Origin of the sequence: Pseudodesulfovibrio sp. lm2024, from assembly GCF_051175575.1 — a bacterium.
In the GTDB taxonomy this organism is placed as follows: Bacteria; Desulfobacterota; Desulfovibrionia; order Desulfovibrionales; family Desulfovibrionaceae; genus Pseudodesulfovibrio; species Pseudodesulfovibrio caledoniensis.
This window is the reverse complement of record NZ_CP195092.1, coordinates 2,580,771-2,598,402: the sequence shown is the minus strand read 5'-3', so window position 1 is coordinate 2,598,402 and position 17,632 is coordinate 2,580,771. Positions and strand designations below refer to the sequence as shown.

Below are 17,632 nucleotides of genomic sequence, written 5' to 3'. Positions count from 1 at the left end.
CATGAGCAATCTTTTCAGGCACCTGCCTTCGGTGGACGAGGTACTTTCCGTCCTGACCAAGGCGGAGGGGATCGGCGAGCTGCCCCGGCCGCTGGTCAAGAATCTGGTCAACGAGTTTCTGGATATCTGCCGCGAGGAAATCCGCGCGGGCGCGTTCGACAAGCCCGAGGAGTTATCGGTCGCGGCCCTGGCCCCCCGGCTGACCGCCTATGTCCGTTCCAAGGCCCGGCCCCATTTCCGCCGGGTGCTCAACGCCACGGGCGTGGTCGTGCACACCAACCTGGGCCGTTCCCTGCTGGCCAAGTCCGCCATCGAGGCCGTGGCCGAGGCGTGCGGCCATTACTCCAACTGCGAGTTCGACCTGGCCACGGGCAAGCGCGGCAGCCGCTACTCTCACGTGGAGAAAATCCTGTGCGACATCACCGGGGCCGAGGCCGCCCTGGTGGTCAACAACAACGCGGCCGCCGTGTTCATCATGCTCGAGACCCTGGCCAAGGGGCGCGAGGTCATCGTCTCACGGGGCCAGCTGGTCGAGATCGGCGGCTCCTTCCGCATCCCGGACGTGATGGCCAAGTCCGGGGCGACCCTGCGCGAGGTTGGGGCCACCAACCGGACCCACGTGCACGACTACGAGAACGCCATCGGCGACGAGACCGGCGCGCTCATGCGCGTGCACACCTCCAATTTCCGCGTGGTCGGCTTCACCAAGGAGGTCTCCCTGGCCGAGATGCGCGTGCTGGGCGACCGCTACAATCTGCCGGTCATCGAGGACCTGGGCTCCGGCTCCCTCTACTCCCTGGAAGGGGAGGGGCTGCTCGGCGAACCCACGGTGCAGCAGGTGGTGGCCCAGGGTGCGGACGTGGTCTCGTTCTCGGGCGACAAGGTCCTGGGCGGGCCCCAAGCGGGCGTCATCGTGGGCCGCAAGGAATACATCGACCGCATCAAGAAGAACCCCATCAACCGGGCCGTGCGCATCGACAAGATGACCCTGGCCGCCCTGGAGGCGACCCTGCGGCTGTACCTCGACATGACCGAGGCCCGGCGCAAAATCCCCACCCTGAACATGATTACGGCCTCCCCCGAGGCGTTGAAGTCCAAGGCCCGGCGGCTGGCCGAGGCCGTGCGCGAGGCGCTGGGCGAGCGGGCCGTGGTGGGCTTGAAGAAGGGCGTCTCCCGCGTGGGCGGAGGGGCCTTCCCCGAGTACGACCTGCCCGGCACCATGGTCACCGTGGCCGTGGCCGGTCTGGCCGTGGAAGAGTTGCGCGACGCTCTGCTGGACACCGATCCGCCGCTGGTGGCGCGCATCGAGGACGACGAATTTCTGCTGGACCCGCGCACCCTGGGGTCCTCCGAACTCAAGCTGGCCGCCCATGCCCTCAAGCAGGCCGTGGACGCGCTGACCGCATAGGAAGGAAATCATGAGCAAGCTGCAACTGGAATACGAGCCCAAGTCCGCCTGGGAGGCATACGCCTCCAAGAAGCACCTCAAGGCCATGGACGCCATGGCCGCCGACTACCTGAAATTCTTAAGCGAATGCAAGACCGAGCGGCTGGTGATGGACTACGTGCGCGCCCGGGTCGAGGCCGCCGGTTTCGTGGACGACCTCAAGGCCCCGCTGGCGTACCGCTTCAACCGCAACAAGACCTGTTTCCTGGCCCGCAAGGGCAAGCGCCCCCTGTCCGAGGGGTTCCGCCTGGTCGGGGCCCACGCCGACTGCCCGCGCCTGGACCTCAAGCAGCGCCCGCTCTACGAGGACCTGGACATCTGCCTGGCCAAGACCCACTACTACGGCGGCATCCGTAAGTACCAGTGGCTGACCATCCCGTTGGCCCTGCACGGCACCGTGGTCAAGAAATCCGGCGAAGCGGTCTCCGTGTGCATCGGCGAGGCGGCCGACGAACCGGTTTTCACCATCACCGACCTGCTGCCGCACCTGGCCTACAAGGAAGTGACCAAGAAAGTGGAGGACGCCTTCGAGGCCGAGAAGCTCAACGTCATCCTGGGCCAGTCCCCGGTCCCGGCCCCCAAGGACGACAAGGACAAGGCCAAGGAGCCGGTCAAGCGCAAGGTCCTGGAGATTCTGAATAAACGCTACGGCATCGAGGAGGCCGACTTCCTCAGCGCCGAGATGCAGGCCGTGCCCGCCGGACCGGCCCGCTATGTCGGCCTGGACGAGGCCCTCATCGGCGGCTACGGCCAGGACGACCGGTCCAGCGTGTTCTGCGCGCTCGAGGCCCTGCTGGCCGAGCCCGAGCCCGAGTTCTGCCAGATCGTGCTCTTCTGGGACAAGGAGGAGATCGGCTCCGAGGGGGCCACGGGCGCCAAGTCCTATTTCTTCGAGTACTGCATGGAGGAGTTGGTGGACGCCTGGGAGCCGGGCGCGCGCCTGTCCTCGGTGCTGATGAACGGCTCGGCCCTGTCCGCCGACGTGTCCGCGGCCATGGACCCGGACCACAAGGACGTGTACGAGCCGCTCAACGCCGCCCGCCTGGGGTACGGCCCGTGCTTCAACAAGTTCACCGGCCATCGCGGCAAGGTCGGGGCCAACGACGCCCACCCGGACTTCATCGGCTGGCTGCGTTCCATCTTCGATAATGCGGGCATCCCGTGGCACATGTCCGAGCTGGGCAAGGTGGACGCGGGCGGCGGCGGCACCGTGGCCAAGTTCCTGGCCGTGTACGGCATGGACGTCATCGACGTGGGCGTACCCGTCCTGTCCATGCACTCCCCCTTCGAGCTGTCCGCCAAGGCCGACATCTACGCCTGCGTCCTGGCCTTCCGCGAGTTCCTGAAGCGGTAGGAGGGCGGCCGTGGTCGACCGCCCGTTTCACAGGGGCTGGTCTGGCCTCTGCCCAGGTTCCCGTCGTTTCGCCGACCTGGCACGGACTGGTTTCTTCCGTGGGCTTGCCTGGGTGGCATGCGCCTGATCTTCGCCAATGAATCAGAAAAGGGCGGCCGGGATGATCCCGGCCGCCCTTTTTTCCTATTGCTTAAAAACGGTTGGGCCTCGGCAGAGGTTTGTTCGTCGGAACCGGTAGGGTGCCTTCCGTCGGGGCCTTCAAGACCCTGTTCGGCATGGCCGCAGACGGGGCCTTCAGGTCGCTCTCGGCGGACAGCTTGCCTTCCCTTTGCAGCGAGAGTTCGTGCAGGGTGTTGTAGTCGGGGCGGCTGTCCACGCCGCCGAGCTCGCTCTTGGCGCGGTCCATGGCCGCCTCGAACGCCTTGATGCGGTTTCGCATTTCGTCCCGGCTGACCAGGCTCTCGTCGGGTTGTTCGCCTTGGGAGGTCTGGGGGGCGGACCGGATGATCCGTGAGCGGGTCGCGGGGGCCAAGGGCGTGGGGACGGATATCCGTCCATCCGGGGTGACGGTCACCGCGTATCCGGCCCGGCCGATGGTCCTGGACTGCGTCTTGGTGGCCACCGATACGGTGTGGCCCGGGGTCATGGAGAGCACCCCGACGATCTCCCGTTCCGGAGCGACCTCGGCGAAGACGCCGGTGCCCCGGATACCGATGGTCGCCAGCGATGTCTCGAAGACGAAGCCGTCGGGATTCTGCTCGACGACCTTGCCGGTCACGTAGCGCACCGTGCCCACAGCCGTCCCGAGAAGTATCTTCGAGGCGGCGGGTGTGCCGGAATAGACGAAGTCGTCGAGGACCGTGCGCGAATTCGCGCCCTGAGAAAGGACGGACCCGTCCCTGAATACGATCTCCATGCTGCTGCGCTCGCCCGTGACGACGATGTCCCCGGTCCGGACCGGCGCGTCCTGCGTCAGCTCGCGGATGCCGCCGGACCGTTCGGCCATGGCCTCTCCGGCCAGGTAGGCCACGGTGCCGATGGCGTCCGGGCCATTGTCCGGTTGGGCCGCCAGGGCGACCGGAGCCAGGGCGCAGGTCAGAAACAGGGCGAGCGCCAGACGGACGAAGGGTCCTGGGGCATGCATGGGCTTCCTCCGGAAGGTTGTCATTGGCGGCGGACGTCGCGCGGACCGGTCGACGGACCGCATCAAAGCGCGTGGCTGCTTATTCGTACAGGGCGGCGAGGCCGTCCAGGGTCAGCAACTCGTCCTTGACCGGGAAGCCCGCGTTCTTGGCCTCCTGCATCCAGTATAGCCCCTTGTCGAGATTCTTTTCCACCCCCAACCCGGCGGCGTAAAGGTTGCCGAGGTAGTACATAGCCGTGTCGTTGCCGTTTTCGGCGGCGGTAGCGATCAGGGCCGCTCCCCTCGCAAGGTCGCGCGGCACGCCGTCGCCGTAGAGATGGAACAAGCCGAGCATGAGCCGTGCGTCCTCCTGGCCCAACGCGGCGGACTGTTCGAGCAGCCCGGCGGCCTTGGCGTAGTCCTGTTCCACGCCCTGGCCCTGGGCGTACATGACCGCCAGGTGGTACATGGCCTGGGCGTTGTCGTCGGCCACGGCCTCTTCGTATTTCATCCTGGCGAAGGCATAGTCCTTTTCCAGGTACGCCTTGGTTCCCTGCCGTTCGTTCATGGTGCTCATCACGCAGCCGGTCAGAAGGAGCAGCAGGACGGGAATGAACGCGTATTTCAGAGATGCTTGCATGTCGTTGTTCCTTTTCTTGCGAAGTTCGGGAGCGGAGAGTTAGGGGTGTGCGCCACCGCCGCCGTCGGGGCCGCCGCCCGCGTCGCCGCCGTCGCTGCCCAGCCCGGCGCTGACGGAGCTGTCGCGGCCGCTCTCGGTCCTGTCGTGGGCCCGGGCCTGGAGGGTAATGTTGTGCAGGGTGTTGTAGTCGGGCTTGTCCTCAATGGAGCCGAGGGTGCCCTTGGTCCGGTCAATGGCGTTGGCAAACGCTTCAAGCCGGTCATCGCGGCCGGAACGGCCGGGCGCGCCCGTTTCGCCCTGGGTGGACTGGGGAGCGGCCTTGATCACCCTGGCGCGGGTGGCCGGGTCCGTGGGGGCCGGGTCGGACAGCCGCCCGCCTACGGATTTGACCGAGTAGCCCGCCTGCGTGATTGTTTTGGAGGTCGTTCCCGAGGTCACGTCCACCTGGTGGCCGGGCGTCATGGAGAGTACGCCGATCTCCTCGCCTTCGGCCGTGTTCTCGGCAAAGACCTCGGTGCCCCGGATACCGATGGTGGTGGTCGGGGTCTCCAGGGCGAAGGCGTCGGGATTCCGTTTGACGATCTCGCCGGTCACATAACGGAAGGTCCCGGCGCCCAGCTTGAGGAGCATCTTGGAAGCGGACGGATCGGCCGAGTACACGTAGTCGTCGAGCACGGTCCGGGAGTCCGGCCCCTGGGAGAGCACCGAGCGGTCCCTGAACAGGATTTCCACGTTGCTTCGGGAACCGGTGACGACGATGTCCTTGGGGACCACCGGTTGGTTCAGGCCGAGTTTCCGCACGGTCCCGTCCGCACCGTGGGCAGTGACGGCCCCGTTCAGGGATATCACTTCGCCGATGGCGTCGGGCGCGCCCGGCGCGGGTTCCGAGGCCGGAGCCGCAGCCGGGAGGAGCAGGAGAAGGGTTGCCGCCAGCAGGAAACATCGTAATACCGTACGCATTTCGCTCATGGAATTGGCTCCCTTTGGGAATACTGTTTTGTTTGAGTATTCATACCATATTTACAGTATAGGTCAATATAATGGCGGGCTTGTTCCGCGGGGCGCGACCGCACGAAGAATCGCAAACTGCATCCGAAGCCTTGTTACGCGGCCGGTTTTTCCCTACGATGCTTACCTGTCACAACCTCAAATTCAATCAGCACGCAGCGGAGAATACGTATTATGCCCGTCATCATGGGAACCGCCGGCCACATCGACCACGGCAAGACCACGCTCATCAAGGCCCTGACCGGCATTGACTGCGACCGGCTGTCCGAGGAAAAGAAGCGCGGCATCACCATAGAACTGGGGTTCGCCTTCCTGGACCTCGGCGAGGAGAACCGCCTCGGCATCGTCGACGTGCCGGGCCATGAGAAATTCGTCAAGAACATGGTCGCGGGCGCGGCGGGCGTGGACTTTGTGGTCCTGGTCATCGCCGCCGACGAGGGCATCATGCCCCAGACCCGCGAGCATCTGGAGATATGCCAGCTGCTCGGCGTGACCACCGGCCTGGTGGCCCTGACCAAGACCGACATGGTCGACGCCGACTGGCTGGAGATGGTCCAGGAGGAGGTGGCCGCCTACCTGGAGCCGACCTTTCTCGGCGGCGCGCCGGTCCTGCCCGTGTCCGCCCACACCGGCCAGGGGCTGGAGGAGCTCAAGGAGGCCCTGCGCAAGCTGGTGGCCGAGTTCAAGCCCAGGCGGCGCTCGGACCTCTTCCGCCTGCCCGTGGACCGGGTCTTCACCATGAAGGGCCACGGCACCGTGGTCACCGGGACCATGATCTCCGGTGCCGTGTCTGTGGGCGAGGACGTGACCTTGTATCCCGGCACGGCCACATCCAAGGTGCGCGGCCTGCAATCCCACGGCAAGACCGTGGAGACGGCCCAGGCCGGACGGCGCACCGCCGTGAACCTGGCGGGCCTGGAAGTGGACGAGGTCCGCCGGGGCGACGTCCTGGCCCGGCCCGGCTCCCTGTTTCCGTCCGACGTCTGGGACATCGAATTGACCGTGCTTGAATCCTCGCGCCTGCCGCTCAAGCATCGCAAGGAGATCCATTTCCATCACGGCGCGCGGGAGGTCCTGGCGCGCATCTACCTGCTCGACCGCGACGAGCTTGCGCCCGGCGAGACCGCCGTGTGCCAGGCCCGCTTCTCCGAACCCATGGCCGGGGTCTGGGGCGACCGCATCGTGCTGCGCTCCTTCTCGCCCCTGCGCGCCTTTGCGGGCGGGCGGCTCATCGGCCCGTCCGGGCACCGCATCAAACGGTTCTCGGAGGATGTGGAGATGCTCAAGCGTTTAGCCTCGGACCAGCCCGAGGAAGTGGCCGCCGCCCAGCTCGAACTGGCCGGGCCCAAGGGCGTGGATTTCGCCGAGCTGCTGACCATGACCAACCTCGAGACCAAGGGGCTGGACAAGACCCTGGGCGTGCTCGGCGGCCAGCAGCGGGCCGTGCTCTTCGACAAGGAGACCCGGCGCTACGCTGGCGGGGACATGGCCGAGCGCCTCTCCGCCGAACTCCTTGAATTCCTGGCCGCCTACCACCGCAGGGAGTCCATGAAGCCCGGCGTGCAGCGCGGCGAGCTGGCCTCGTCCTGGGGCCGCGAACTGCCGCCCAAGCTTATGCATTTCCTCCTGGAACGGCTGCTCAAGAAGGGCGAGATCGTGGCCGAGCAGGAGGTGATCCGGCTCAAGGACCACAAGGTCTCTCTGGCCTCGGACCAGGAAAAGGTCCGCGAAACCATCCTGTCCGCCTACACCGAGGGCGGAGCCACGCCGCCCAACCTCAAGGACGTGCTCGAACCGCTGGGCATGGACGCCAAGCAGGCCGGGCCCGTGCTCCGGCTGCTGCAGGACCAGGGGGAGCTGACGCGCATCAAGGACGACATGTACTACCACGCCCCGGCCCTGACCGGCATCCGCGACGCCATCGTCGGCTTTTTCGCCGACCGCGAGGAGATGTCGGCCCCGGACTTCAAGGAGCTGACCGGGCTGTCGCGCAAATACCTCATTCCGGTGCTGGAATATTTCGACAAGGAAAAACTGACCGTGCGCGTGGGAGACGTCCGCCGTCTGCGCAAACGGTCTTGACAGGTCAGGACGCACCCTTTAGGCCAAGGCTATGGCAATTCGAGCAACGCACATCGCGGCCGTCCTGCTGCTTCTGACGCTCCTGGCAGGGTGCGCGGCGACCGCCTCCAAGGGGGCGACCACGGACCGTGGAACGGCCCAGGCCCTGGTGGATGAAGCCACCGGCATGGTTGAGGATTCTCTGGAAAAGGACAAGGACGGGCGGGTCCACCGCCTGATCGGCGAGGCCAAGGGCATCATGATCATCCCGGCCATCGGCGACGTCGGCTTCATCTTCTCCATCGGCCACGGCAACGCGCTGGTGGCCGCCCGCACGGACCAGGGCTGGACCGGTCCGGTCTTCATGTCCAAGTCCTCGGTGGGCTGGGGGCTGCAGGCGGGCGTGTCCAAGGAATCCGGCCTGCTCCTGATCATGGACGAGGAGGATGTCCGCTACATCCTGGAAAAGGGCGCTGTGTTCAGCGGCCAGGCCCGGGCCGTGGCCCTGAACGCCGAACTCGAGGCCAACCAGACCCCCGAGTTCCAGGAATCCGGCAACATCTATTTCATCGGCGAGCGGACCGGCCTATATGCGGGCATAGCCCTGAACACCGGCGGGTTCTCCAACCGCACGAAGCTGAATCAGGCCTTTACCGGCGTGGAGGGCGGCTCGCCCGAGACCATACTGTTCGACAAAAAAATCCGGCCTTACGGCTCGGAACGGCTGCTGGAACTCCTGGACAAGGCCGCATCCGAACCCCATGAAAACGAAAAGGACGGAACCGAAGTTCCGTCCAATTGAGTCAAACTGGGGTGAGTGATGGGACTTGAACCCACGGCCACCTGGGCCACAACCAGGTGCTCTACCAACTGAGCTACACCCACCGTGTGAGGGGCAGTTTTTAACCAAGCTTTTACCCCCGGTCAAGCAAAAGAATCAAAAAAGGATACACATGGATAAACTTATCATCGAAGGCGGCGTTCCGCTGCAGGGAAGCATTCAGGTCAGCGGCGCGAAAAACGCGGCCCTGCCCATCCTCATGGCCTGCCTGCTGGCCGAGGGAAAGGTCTCCCTGACCAACGTGCCCCGGCTGGCCGATATCCGCACCTCGCTCAAGCTGCTCAACATCCTCGGCTGCGAAACCACCTTCGAGGACAATGCGGCCACCAGCCTGTGCACCGGCCTCAAGCCCGAGGCCCCCTACGACCTGGTCAAGACCATGCGCGCCTCGGTGCTCTGCCTCGGCCCGCTCCTGGCCCGGCTCGGCGAGGCCAAGGTGGCCCTGCCCGGCGGTTGCGCCATCGGCGCGCGCCCGGTGGACCTGCACCTGCGCGGCTTCGAGCGCATGGGCGCGGAGTTCGAGATAACCGAGGGCTACATCAAGGGCCGCTGCAAAAACGGCCTCAAGGGCGCTTCCATCACCCTGGACTTTCCCACCGTGGGCGGCACCGAGAACATCCTCATGGCCGCCGCCCTGGCCGAGGGCGAGACCGAGATCGAAAACGCGGCCCGTGAGCCCGAGGTCGTGGACCTGGCCAACTTCCTCAACGCCTGCGGGGCCAAGATCACCGGCCAGGGCACCAGCGTCCTGCATGTCGAGGGCGTGTCCTCCCTGTCCGGCTGCGAATATCGCATCATGCCCGACCGCATCGAGGCCGGGACCTACATGGTCGCCGCAGCCATCACCGGCGGCGAACTGGAAGTCCTGGACTGCCCGTTCCAGGACCTGGACGCGGTCAGCTACAAGCTGCGCGAAATGGGCGTCTGGCTCCAGGAAGAGGACAACTACGTCCTGGTCCGCCGGGCCAACGGCCTGCTCGAAAACGTGGACGTGACCACGCTGCCGCATCCCGGCTACCCCACGGACATGCAGGCCCAGCTCATGGCCCTCATGTGCTTCGGCAAGGGCATCGGCACCATCGAGGAAAAAATCTTCGAGAACCGCTTCATGCACGTCCTCGAACTCGTCCGCCTGGGCGCGGACATCCGCCTCAAGGGCCGTACCGCCATGGTCAAGGGCGTGGGTTCCCTCAAGGGAGCGCCGGTCATGGCCTCCGACCTCCGCGCCAGCGCCTCCCTGGTCCTGGCCGGTCTGGCCGCCCAAGGCACCACCACCATCGAACGCATCTACCACCTCGACCGGGGCTACGAAAACATCGAAGCCAAACTCTCCGGCGTCGGTGCCCGCATCAAACGCGTCAGCGCGTAGCGCTTTGCATCATTCATAATAAAGGCCGGGCTCCCTTGCGGGGAGCCCGGCCTTTATTGATGCCTCCGGCGGCCAGAGGGGAAACTTTTGAAAAAGTTTCCCCTCTGGACTCCCCTTCAAAACTTTTTGTGTGCCTTCGGCAGGTCCGTGCGGTAGCGGGGAACGTGCGGCTTTGTTCAATTTGCCGTGTGCGCACCGTCCCGTGCGAAGCGGTATGGGCTGTCTTGTCCCGTCGCACACGCGCATGTGTATCCAAAAAGTTTTTGAAAATAGGGAGATGGGGGGGAAACAACCCTTTCCAAAGGGTTTTTCTTCCCCTTCCCCCGGCCGCCGGAGGCACTTTCTCAAACTTTTGGTTCCTGGTAACGGAAGGGGGGTGAAGGACGGTTGTTGGACATATGACGCATCGGTGCCGGGGCTGTTGCCTTGGCAGACCTATGTGTTGGCGTTCACGGTCGGAGTCTTCGCACTCCGGTTTCCGGTGGCCGGTGGGGCGGCGTTGTTGCTGCTTCTTGTGGCCGAGGGCGTGCTGCGCGGGCGGGAATGCCGGGTGCCGGTGTTGGCCGTGGTCCTGTGCGCGGTCTTTGGGTTCGCCTATGCAACCCAGCGCACGCCGGCGTTCCCGGACAGGGTGCCGGGCTGGATGGCGGCGCGCGAGGCCGTGGTCCTCGATGGCACGGTGGACCGGGCCGAGCCGCGTCCGGGGCACCGGCTGCGGGTGATTCTCGATAAAGTGAGGGCCGATGCGGGGCAGGGGAATGCACCGCTGCCCGGCAAGGTGGCCTGGTTCATCCGCAATCCCGACTATGTGCCGTTGCCCGGCCAGCGCGTGCGGACCGTGTCCAGGGTGGTGCCGGTGCGCAGCTTCGGCAATCCGGGGTTGTGGGATTACCGCTGGTATTGGCAGCGGCAGGGCGTTTTCTGGCGCGCCTGGCCCGCAGGCCGGAGCAAGCCGGTCTGGTCCGCGCGGCCCGAGTCGTCGCTGGCCGGGATGCGCGGGCGGTTGCGGGAGCTGGTGGCGGAACATCTGCCGCAGACGCAGGGCGGGGCCATGGTCCTGGCCCTGGCCACGGGCGACCGCTCCCGGCTGGACATGGCCACCATGGACGCAACGCGGGGCGCGGGCTTGGCCCATACGCTGGCCCTTTCCGGACTGCACGTGGGGTTCGTTGCCGCCATGGGCTGGGGGCTGGCCTACCTGGCCGGATTGCTCTGGCCGGGACTGCTGCTGCGCGTGCCCAGGCCCAAGCTGGCCGTGCTTCTGGCCGCGCCGTTGGTTCTGGTCTACGCCTGGCTCGGGCAGCCGTCGGCCTCGCTCGTCCGGGCCTCGGTCATGTTCGGCTTCTGGGGCGTGCTCCTGCTCCAGGGGCGGGGCAGGGTGCTCATGGACGGGCTGTTCTTCGCCCTGGCGGCCATCGTCTTCGTCTCGCCGCTGTCCCTGTTCGATCTCGGGTTGCAGATGTCCCTGGCCGCCGTGGCCGGGATCGGGCTGCTCCATCCGTTTTTCCGGTTTCTTTTCGCCACCCGGCGCAAGGGCGTGATGCGGCTGTTGTCCTGGGCAGCGGGCACGCTCGCGGTAAGCGTCTGCGCGACCGTGGCGATCATGCCGCTGGTCTCCTGGTATTTTGGCTCGTTCAGCCCCAATCTGTTGCTCAACCTGGTCTGGCTGCCTGTGTTGGGACTGGCGGTCATGCCGCTCGGGTTGATCGGCACGCTCCTGGCCGTTTTCGGCTGGACCGCATCGGCGGGTGGGTTGCTGCTCGGCCTGGCCGCGCATACCGCGGACGGGTTGCTGTGGCTGCTGGACGCGGTGCAGGCGAGCGGGCTGACTCCGGTATTCGCCGTGCTGCGGCCCCTGTGGCCCGAGATGCTCGGCTTCGCGCTGCTCCTGGTCACGGCGGCGGTCTGTCTGCGCTCCCGGCGCAAGGTTCCGGCGCTGCTGGCCGGGCTCGGGTTCGTCCTGCTGGTCGCGCCGCACGTGTTCGTCATGGCAGAGGACTGTCGGGACCGCGTGAGCCTGACCATGCTCGACGTGGGGCTGGGCCAGTCCCTGGTCGTATCCCTGCCCGGTGGGCGCCGCTGGCTGGTGGATGCGGGCGGCGGATCGGCCACGTACGATCTGGGCGAGGCCGTGGTCGGGCCGTCCCTGGCCCTGGGGCGGCCACCTCGGCTGGACGGCATTTTTCTGTCCCATCCGGATGTGGACCATAGCCACGGCCTGCCGTACCTCATCGAGCGGTTCGAGGTGGGGGCGCTGTACACCAACGGCATGCTCCCGCGCGGTCTGACCGGCGAACGGCTGGACCGGGCGTTGCCGGGCAGCGGGGTCGCTGTCGCTTCCCTGGCCGCCGGGGATGTGGTGGACCTGTCGTCCGGCGCGCGGGTGGCGGTCCTGCACCCGGACGCGGGATTCGCCGGGACCCGGGCCAACGAGCGGTCCCTGGTCCTGCGCCTGGAGCGGGACGGGCGGTCCCTGGCGCTGTTGCCGGGCGACGTCGAGACCGGCGGCATCCGGGCCATGCTCGACCGGGGGGCGGATTTGGCCGCCGAGGTCCTTGTACTGCCGCACCACGGCAGCCGCCGGAGCTTTGACCCGGATTTCTACGCCGATGTGCGCCCCGAGGCGGTTCTGTGTTCCAACGGGTTCATGAACCGCTACGGGTTCCCGGATCCGGGAGTGGCCGAGGCCGCCTCGGCGGCGGCCGGGGGCAGGGTGTACGCCACGTCGCGAAACGGGCGGGTGGTCTGCACCTGGAACGGTTCCGGCGGGGGGCTCGAGGTGCGGCCCATGTGGGCCTCTTGCCATGAGTGTCCGTCTGATATAGAAGTCCAGATAGAGGCCGGATTCGGCCACAATACCGAATAAATGGAGGCGGTCCGCCTCCGAGCGCCGTCCAGGCGGATAGATCAACGCATGAACAACGACGTCAGACAAATATTGCTCGAAGCCGTGGAGCGGATGCCCGCGTTCCCCAAAAGCGTGCATCAGGTCCTGGAGCTGTCCGGAGACATCAACTGCTCGCAGAAGGACCTGGTCGAGGTCATCAAGAAGGACCCGGTCTTCACCCTCAAGATACTGCGCCTGGTCAATTCCCCCTATTTCGGCCTGTCCAGGGAGATCACCTCCATCAACCACGCCAGCGTGTACCTGGGCCTGAACACCCTGAAGAACGTGTCCCTCTGCCTGGCGGCGGTGGGGGCCATACCCCGGTCCGCCTCGGACCGGTTGGACATGGGCGCGTTCTGGCTCCATTCCCTGGCCGTGGCAGCCTGCGCCTCCATGCTCGGCCGCAAGCTCGGGGTCTCGCGCGACGACGTGACCAACTTTTTCGCCGCCGGGCTGCTGCACGACATCGGCAAGGTGGTCTTCGCCCTGTACATGCCCGAGCGATTCGAGGCCGCCACCCGTATGGCCGCCGAGCCGGGGAAATCCCTGGACCGTTGCGAGCTGGAGGTCATCGGGGCCACCCATGCGGACGTCGGCGGGCTGCTGGCCGGGAAGTGGAACCTGCCCGGCGAGCTGCGGGAAGCCATCGCCTCCCACCATTCCATGGGTGAGGGCGGTGACTTCATGCTCCCCGACTGCCTGTTCGCCGCCAACCAGATCAGCAAGAAGCTGTCCTTCGGCTCGGCGGGCGATTTTCAGGTGGAACCGCTGCCCTCGGGCGTGCGCAACCGGCTGGGCATGACCATGGACGAGCTCATCACGGACCTGCCTTCCCTGGGCGAGGAGGTGGAGAACGCGCGCATCTTCATCAAGCTCGGGGAGTCCCGCTGATGCGCGTTCGGAGAGGCCTGGCCGCGCCGGTTTCTGACGGCGTGAAACGACGGACGATGGCCCGGACCTGCTGGACGCAAGGCGGCGGGCCCGCTGGAAGGGGTGGGACGTGTGCTTTGATCTGGCCCGGCAGGGCATGGAACGCCAAGCGCGAGACACGCTCCCTTTGGTCCCGATTCGGCCGAACTATTGCGTTTTTCATGAGAAAGTGACATTGAAACATATCTCCAACTCAAGACGATGAGACTACAGGAGGGCGAAAGATGAAAGCGTTGATCGTGGATGACGATTTTTACAGCCGCAACATGATTCACGAAATATTGCGCCAGGTCGCCAAATGCGACATTGCCGTGAACGGCGAGGAGGCCATCGAGGCCTTCCGGCGCGGCCTGCTTGACGGAGAGCCCTACGACCTGATCTGTCTCGACCTGCTCATGCCCGAACTGGACGGCCAGCAGGCCCTGCGCGAAATCCGCACCCTGGAGCAGGAGAACGGCGTCAGTCCGCACAGCGAATCCAAGGTCATCGTCACCACCATGCTCGCGGACGAGAAGGAGACGCACGACGCCTTCTTCCTCGGCGGCGCCACCTCCTATCTGGTCAAGCCCATCGACGAGGCCAAGCTCATGGAAGAGATCAAGAGTCTCGGCCTTATCTGATCTGGGCAAGGCCAGCGATTTCAAGCTGATACTGCCGGGTGCCGTGCCTTGAAGCGGCATCCGGTTTCGCGTTTGCGAACGGATTTGAAGTTGGAGCCGTTTTCTAATATGTTAACCCTCTTTGCTCGATACTTACTCCCCCCGCGACCAGGGGGGCTTTTATACAGGATAGGAATTCATGAGCCAAACACTTGGTGTTAAATTCAATGACTACGGACAGGTATACTATTTCGGCTCCGGTCCTTTCGTAGTCCGCGAAGGCCAGCACGTCATCGTCAAGACTGACCAGGGCATGGGGTTGGGCAAGGTCATCCTCGTCCGCCAGGCGCCCAAGGAGACGGACGACGAGGACCCCGAGGGCCATAAGGCCATCTACCGGCTGGCCAACGAAAAGGACATGGAGGCCGTGGCCGAGAACGAGGTTTTGTCCAAGGATGCCTTCAAGTTCTGCCGCGCCTGCATCACCACCCACAAGTTGGGCATGAAGCTGGTGGACGTGGAGGTCTTCTTCGACCGCTCCAAGATGGTCTTCTACTTCACCGCGCCCGGCCGCATCGATTTTCGCGAGCTGATCAAGGATCTGGTCAAGGAATACCGCACCCGCATCGAGCTGCGCCAGATCGGCGTGCGCCACGAGACCCAGATGCTCGGGGCCATCGGCAACTGCGGCCAGATGTGCTGCTGCCGCCGGTTCATGCGCAAGTTCGTGCCCGTGACCATCAAGATGGCCAAGGAGCAGAATCTGTTCCTCAATCCCACCAAGATTTCAGGCATTTGCGGGCGGCTGCTCTGTTGCCTGAGCTTCGAGCAGAAGGGCTATGAGGAGTTCCACCGCATGTGCCCGCGCGTGGGCAAGAAGTACCAGACCTCGCTCGGGCAGATGAAGGTCCTGCGCTCCAATTTCTTCAAGAAATCCTTATCCCTGCTTGACGAAAACTTCGAAGAGCAGGAAGTTTCCATTGACGAATGGAATGAAATAGTTAACAAGCCGCCGAGCGACGAGGCCAAGGCGGAAGCCAAGGCCCGGTCAGCCGCTCCCCAGGGGCGCAGAGGCGGACGGCGTCCCCCGCGGCCCGACACCGGCGGTCCGCAATCCGGCGAACCCGGCCGGTCCGATCCCGAAGATGCGCCCGGCGCGCGGGAGGCCAGACCGGCAAGGGACGACCGCAAGCGCCGCCCCCGCAAGGAAGCTCCGCGCAAGGCGGACGCTCCGGAAGCGCAGCCCGAACAGGCGGCCTCCGGCCCCGACGGCGGGGAGGCGGGCGACGCCAAGTCCAAGCGCGGCCGCAGACCCAGAAGGCGCAGGCGCAGGCCTCCCAAAAAGTAACGCCCGTCCGGGCGGCCGCTTTCGTCACGACAAGGAGAATTCGATTTGCAACGCTTTTACATCACCACGCCCATTTACTACGTGAACGCCAAACCCCACCTGGGCCACGCGTACACCACCACGGTGGCCGATTCCCTGAATCGTTTCCACCGGCTCATGGGCGAGGAGACCTACTTTCTGACCGGCACCGACGAACACGGCGACAAGATCGTCCAGGCCGCGGAAAGCAACGGACAGACGCCCCAGGAGTATGTTGACGTCATCAGCAAGCTCTTCCAGGACCTCTGGCCGAACATGAACATTTCCAACAACGACTTCATCCGGACCACCGAGCCCCGGCACAAGGAAGTGGTCCAGCAGATCCTGCAGAAGGTCTACGACGCCGGAGACATCTATTTCGGCGAGTACGGCGGCCACTACTGCTTCGGCTGCGAACGGTTCTACACCGAGAAGGAACTGGTCGACGGCTTGTGCCCGGACCACCAGACCAAGCCCGAGTACATCGCGGAGAAGAACTACTTCTTCAAGATGTCCAAGTACCGCGACTGGCTCCTGGAGCACATCAACAAGAACCCGGACTTCATCCGTCCCGAGCGCTACAAGAACGAAGTCGTCTCCCTGCTCGAGTCCGGCGAACTCGAGGACCTGTGCATCTCCCGGCCCAAGTCCCGCCTGACCTGGGGCATCGAGCTGCCGTTCGACGCCGATTACGTGACCTACGTCTGGTTCGATGCGCTGATCAACTACGTGGCCGCCCTGGGCTGGCCCGACGGCGAGAAATTCAAGAAATTCTGGCCCGTGGCCAATCATCTGGTGGCCAAGGACATCCTCAAGCCCCACGCCATCTTCTGGCCGACCATGCTCAAGGCCGCCGGCATCGAGCCGTACCAGCACCTCAATGTGCACGGCTACTGGCTGGTGGAGGACACCAAGATGTCCAAGTCCATCGGCAACGTGATCGAGCCCCTGGCCATGAAGGACGCCTACGGCCTGGACGCCTTCCGCTATTTCCTGCTGCGCGAGATGTCCTTCGGCCAGGACTCCAGCTTTTCTGAAAAGGCCCTGGTCGGCCGCCTCAACGCGGATCTGGCCAACGATCTGGGCAACCTGTTCAACCGCACCCTGTCCATGACCCACAAGTACTTCGGCGGCCAGGTGCCCCGGCCGGACGTGGAGGACGTGGTCGACGCGGAGATCAAGAAGATCGGCCAGGACGCCATGCAGTCCTTCCAGGACTTCTTCTCCGACCTGAAATTTTCCCGCGCCCTGGAAGGGCTCTGGGAACTGGTGCGCGGCCTGAACAAGTACATCGACGAGACCGCGCCCTGGACCCTGTTCAAGGAAGAGAACACCGGGCGGCTGTCCACGGTTATCTACGTGCTCCTCGAAAACATGCGCAAGATCGCCGTGCACCTGTGGCCGGTCATGCCCGAGGCGTCCGAAAAGATGCTCGAACAACTCGGCATCAGCTTTGCCCCGGAAAAGGTCAACCTGCCCAAGGAACTGGACGTCTGGGGACTGCTCGAGTCCGACATCGCCGTGGCCAAGACCTCCAACCTCTTTCCCCGCGTGGATCTGCCCGCCGAGGAGGAGGCTCCGGAAAAGCCCGCCAAGAAGGCCAAGAAAGCCGACAAGAAAGAGAAGGCCGAGGAAACCGTCTGCGAGATCGAGTTCGAGGATTTCCTGAAGCTCGACCTGCGCGTGGGCACGGTCAAGGAAGTGGAGAAACACCCGGACGCCGACCGGCTCCTGATCGTCAAGGTCGATACCGGCGACAAGGACCTGCGCCAGGTGGTGGCCGGGCTGGCCGACTACTTCGAACCCGCCGACCTCGTCGGCAAACAGGTCGTCGTGGTCGCCAACCTCAAGCCCCGCAAGCTGCGCAAGCAAGTCTCCCAAGGCATGATCCTGGCCGTCAAGACCGACAAGGGCATGGAACTCCTCACCCCCACCGGCGAAGTCTCCCCGGGCAGCAAAGTCAGCTAGCCTCGGTACGTGACATATATCCAAACGAAAGGGCCCCGC

The 17,632-nt window shown here is 65.1% G+C and carries 13 protein-coding genes and 1 tRNA gene; 10 read left to right on the top strand and 4 right to left on the bottom strand.

All coding sequences use genetic code 11. The features are described 5' to 3' along the window. Window position 1 precedes the first annotated feature (1 nt). Together selA and ACR42D_RS12415 are read left to right on the top strand one after the other, a co-directional pair. Window positions 2-1,408, top strand: a complete 1,407-nt coding sequence (gene selA / locus ACR42D_RS12420; protein WP_484567108.1) for an L-seryl-tRNA(Sec) selenium transferase — start codon at window positions 2-4, stop codon at window positions 1,406-1,408. 10 nt (window positions 1,409-1,418) lie between these two features. After that, the gene (locus ACR42D_RS12415) at window positions 1,419-2,801 is read left to right on the top strand and encodes an aminopeptidase (protein ID WP_484567107.1); all 1,383 of its coding nucleotides are present in this window, start codon (window positions 1,419-1,421) and stop codon (window positions 2,799-2,801) included. 190 nt (window positions 2,802-2,991) lie between these two features. Here ACR42D_RS12415 and ACR42D_RS12410 read toward each other — a convergent pair whose 3' ends face one another. From ACR42D_RS12410 to ACR42D_RS12400, 3 genes are all read right to left on the bottom strand, one after another. Next, the gene (locus tag ACR42D_RS12410) at window positions 2,992-3,945 is read right to left on the bottom strand and encodes a FecR family protein (protein ID WP_484567106.1); all 954 of its coding nucleotides are present in this window, start codon (window positions 3,943-3,945) and stop codon (window positions 2,992-2,994) included. A gap of 79 nt (window positions 3,946-4,024) precedes the next feature. Further along, window positions 4,025-4,564: a tetratricopeptide repeat protein gene (locus ACR42D_RS12405; protein WP_484567105.1), complete on the bottom strand. Its 540-nt coding sequence runs from the start codon at window positions 4,562-4,564 to the stop codon at window positions 4,025-4,027. 39 nt (window positions 4,565-4,603) lie between these two features. Then, complete coding sequence (locus tag ACR42D_RS12400) at window positions 4,604-5,533, bottom strand: FecR family protein (protein WP_484567104.1); 930 nt, start codon at window positions 5,531-5,533, stop codon at window positions 4,604-4,606. A 213-nt stretch (window positions 5,534-5,746) separates the two neighbouring features. Between ACR42D_RS12400 and selB the strand changes: the two genes are divergently transcribed. Next, window positions 5,747-7,654, top strand: coding sequence for a selenocysteine-specific translation elongation factor (selB, locus tag ACR42D_RS12395; RefSeq protein ID WP_484567103.1), 1,908 nt, complete (start codon window positions 5,747-5,749; stop codon window positions 7,652-7,654). A 31-nt stretch (window positions 7,655-7,685) separates the two neighbouring features. Continuing rightward, window positions 7,686-8,435, top strand: a complete 750-nt coding sequence (locus ACR42D_RS12390; RefSeq protein ID WP_484567102.1) for a lipid-binding SYLF domain-containing protein — start codon at window positions 7,686-7,688, stop codon at window positions 8,433-8,435. Window positions 8,436-8,442: 7 nt separating this feature from the next. Here the strand turns inward: ACR42D_RS12390 and ACR42D_RS12385 are convergent. Continuing rightward, window positions 8,443-8,518: transfer RNA gene (locus ACR42D_RS12385), tRNA-His, on the bottom strand. Window positions 8,519-8,586: 68 nt separating this feature from the next. On the opposite strand from ACR42D_RS12385, the gene murA reads away from it, so the two are divergent. From murA to metG, 6 genes are all read left to right on the top strand, one after another. Beyond that, a complete protein-coding gene (gene murA, locus ACR42D_RS12380; protein WP_484567101.1) occupies window positions 8,587-9,843 on the top strand; it encodes a UDP-N-acetylglucosamine 1-carboxyvinyltransferase in 1,257 nt (418 codons plus the stop codon). 376 nt (window positions 9,844-10,219) lie between these two features. After that, the gene (locus ACR42D_RS12375; RefSeq protein ID WP_484567100.1) at window positions 10,220-12,709 is read left to right on the top strand and encodes a DNA internalization-related competence protein ComEC/Rec2; all 2,490 of its coding nucleotides are present in this window, start codon (window positions 10,220-10,222) and stop codon (window positions 12,707-12,709) included. A gap of 48 nt (window positions 12,710-12,757) precedes the next feature. Then, window positions 12,758-13,621 carry an HDOD domain-containing protein gene (locus ACR42D_RS12370; protein WP_484567099.1) on the top strand — a complete coding sequence of 288 codons (864 nt, stop codon included), beginning with the start codon at window positions 12,758-12,760 and terminating at the stop codon, window positions 13,619-13,621. Between the two features lie 263 nt (window positions 13,622-13,884). Then, on the top strand, window positions 13,885-14,280 hold the full coding sequence (locus ACR42D_RS12365) for a response regulator (protein ID WP_484567098.1): 396 nt from the start codon (window positions 13,885-13,887) through the stop codon (window positions 14,278-14,280). A 178-nt stretch (window positions 14,281-14,458) separates the two neighbouring features. After that, a complete protein-coding gene (locus ACR42D_RS12360) occupies window positions 14,459-15,607 on the top strand; it encodes a PSP1 domain-containing protein (protein WP_484567097.1) in 1,149 nt (382 codons plus the stop codon). Window positions 15,608-15,652: 45 nt separating this feature from the next. Then, on the top strand, window positions 15,653-17,593 hold the full coding sequence (gene metG, locus ACR42D_RS12355; RefSeq protein WP_484567096.1) for a methionine--tRNA ligase: 1,941 nt from the start codon (window positions 15,653-15,655) through the stop codon (window positions 17,591-17,593). Window positions 17,594-17,632 lie beyond the last annotated feature (39 nt).

Bases quoted from the DNA above. Each gene is read 5' to 3' on its own strand.
- murA (WP_484567101.1), top strand. From the start codon at position 8,587: ATGGATAAACTTATCATCGAAGGCGGCGTTCCGCTGCAGGGAAGCATT.
- ACR42D_RS12360 (WP_484567097.1), top strand. From the start codon at position 14,459: ATGAGCCAAACACTTGGTGTTAAATTCAATGACTACGGACAGGTATAC.
- ACR42D_RS12370 (WP_484567099.1), top strand. From the start codon at position 12,758: ATGAACAACGACGTCAGACAAATATTGCTCGAAGCCGTGGAGCGGATG.
- ACR42D_RS12405 (WP_484567105.1), bottom strand. From the start codon at position 4,564: ATGCAAGCATCTCTGAAATACGCGTTCATTCCCGTCCTGCTGCTCCTT.
- selB (WP_484567103.1), top strand. From the start codon at position 5,747: ATGCCCGTCATCATGGGAACCGCCGGCCACATCGACCACGGCAAGACC.
- ACR42D_RS12390 (WP_484567102.1), top strand. From the start codon at position 7,686: ATGGCAATTCGAGCAACGCACATCGCGGCCGTCCTGCTGCTTCTGACG.
- selA (WP_484567108.1), top strand. From the start codon at position 2: ATGAGCAATCTTTTCAGGCACCTGCCTTCGGTGGACGAGGTACTTTCC.
- ACR42D_RS12415 (WP_484567107.1), top strand. From the start codon at position 1,419: ATGAGCAAGCTGCAACTGGAATACGAGCCCAAGTCCGCCTGGGAGGCA.
- ACR42D_RS12365 (WP_484567098.1), top strand. From the start codon at position 13,885: ATGAAAGCGTTGATCGTGGATGACGATTTTTACAGCCGCAACATGATT.
- ACR42D_RS12410 (WP_484567106.1), bottom strand. From the start codon at position 3,945: ATGCATGCCCCAGGACCCTTCGTCCGTCTGGCGCTCGCCCTGTTTCTG.
- ACR42D_RS12400 (WP_484567104.1), bottom strand. From the start codon at position 5,533: ATGAGCGAAATGCGTACGGTATTACGATGTTTCCTGCTGGCGGCAACC.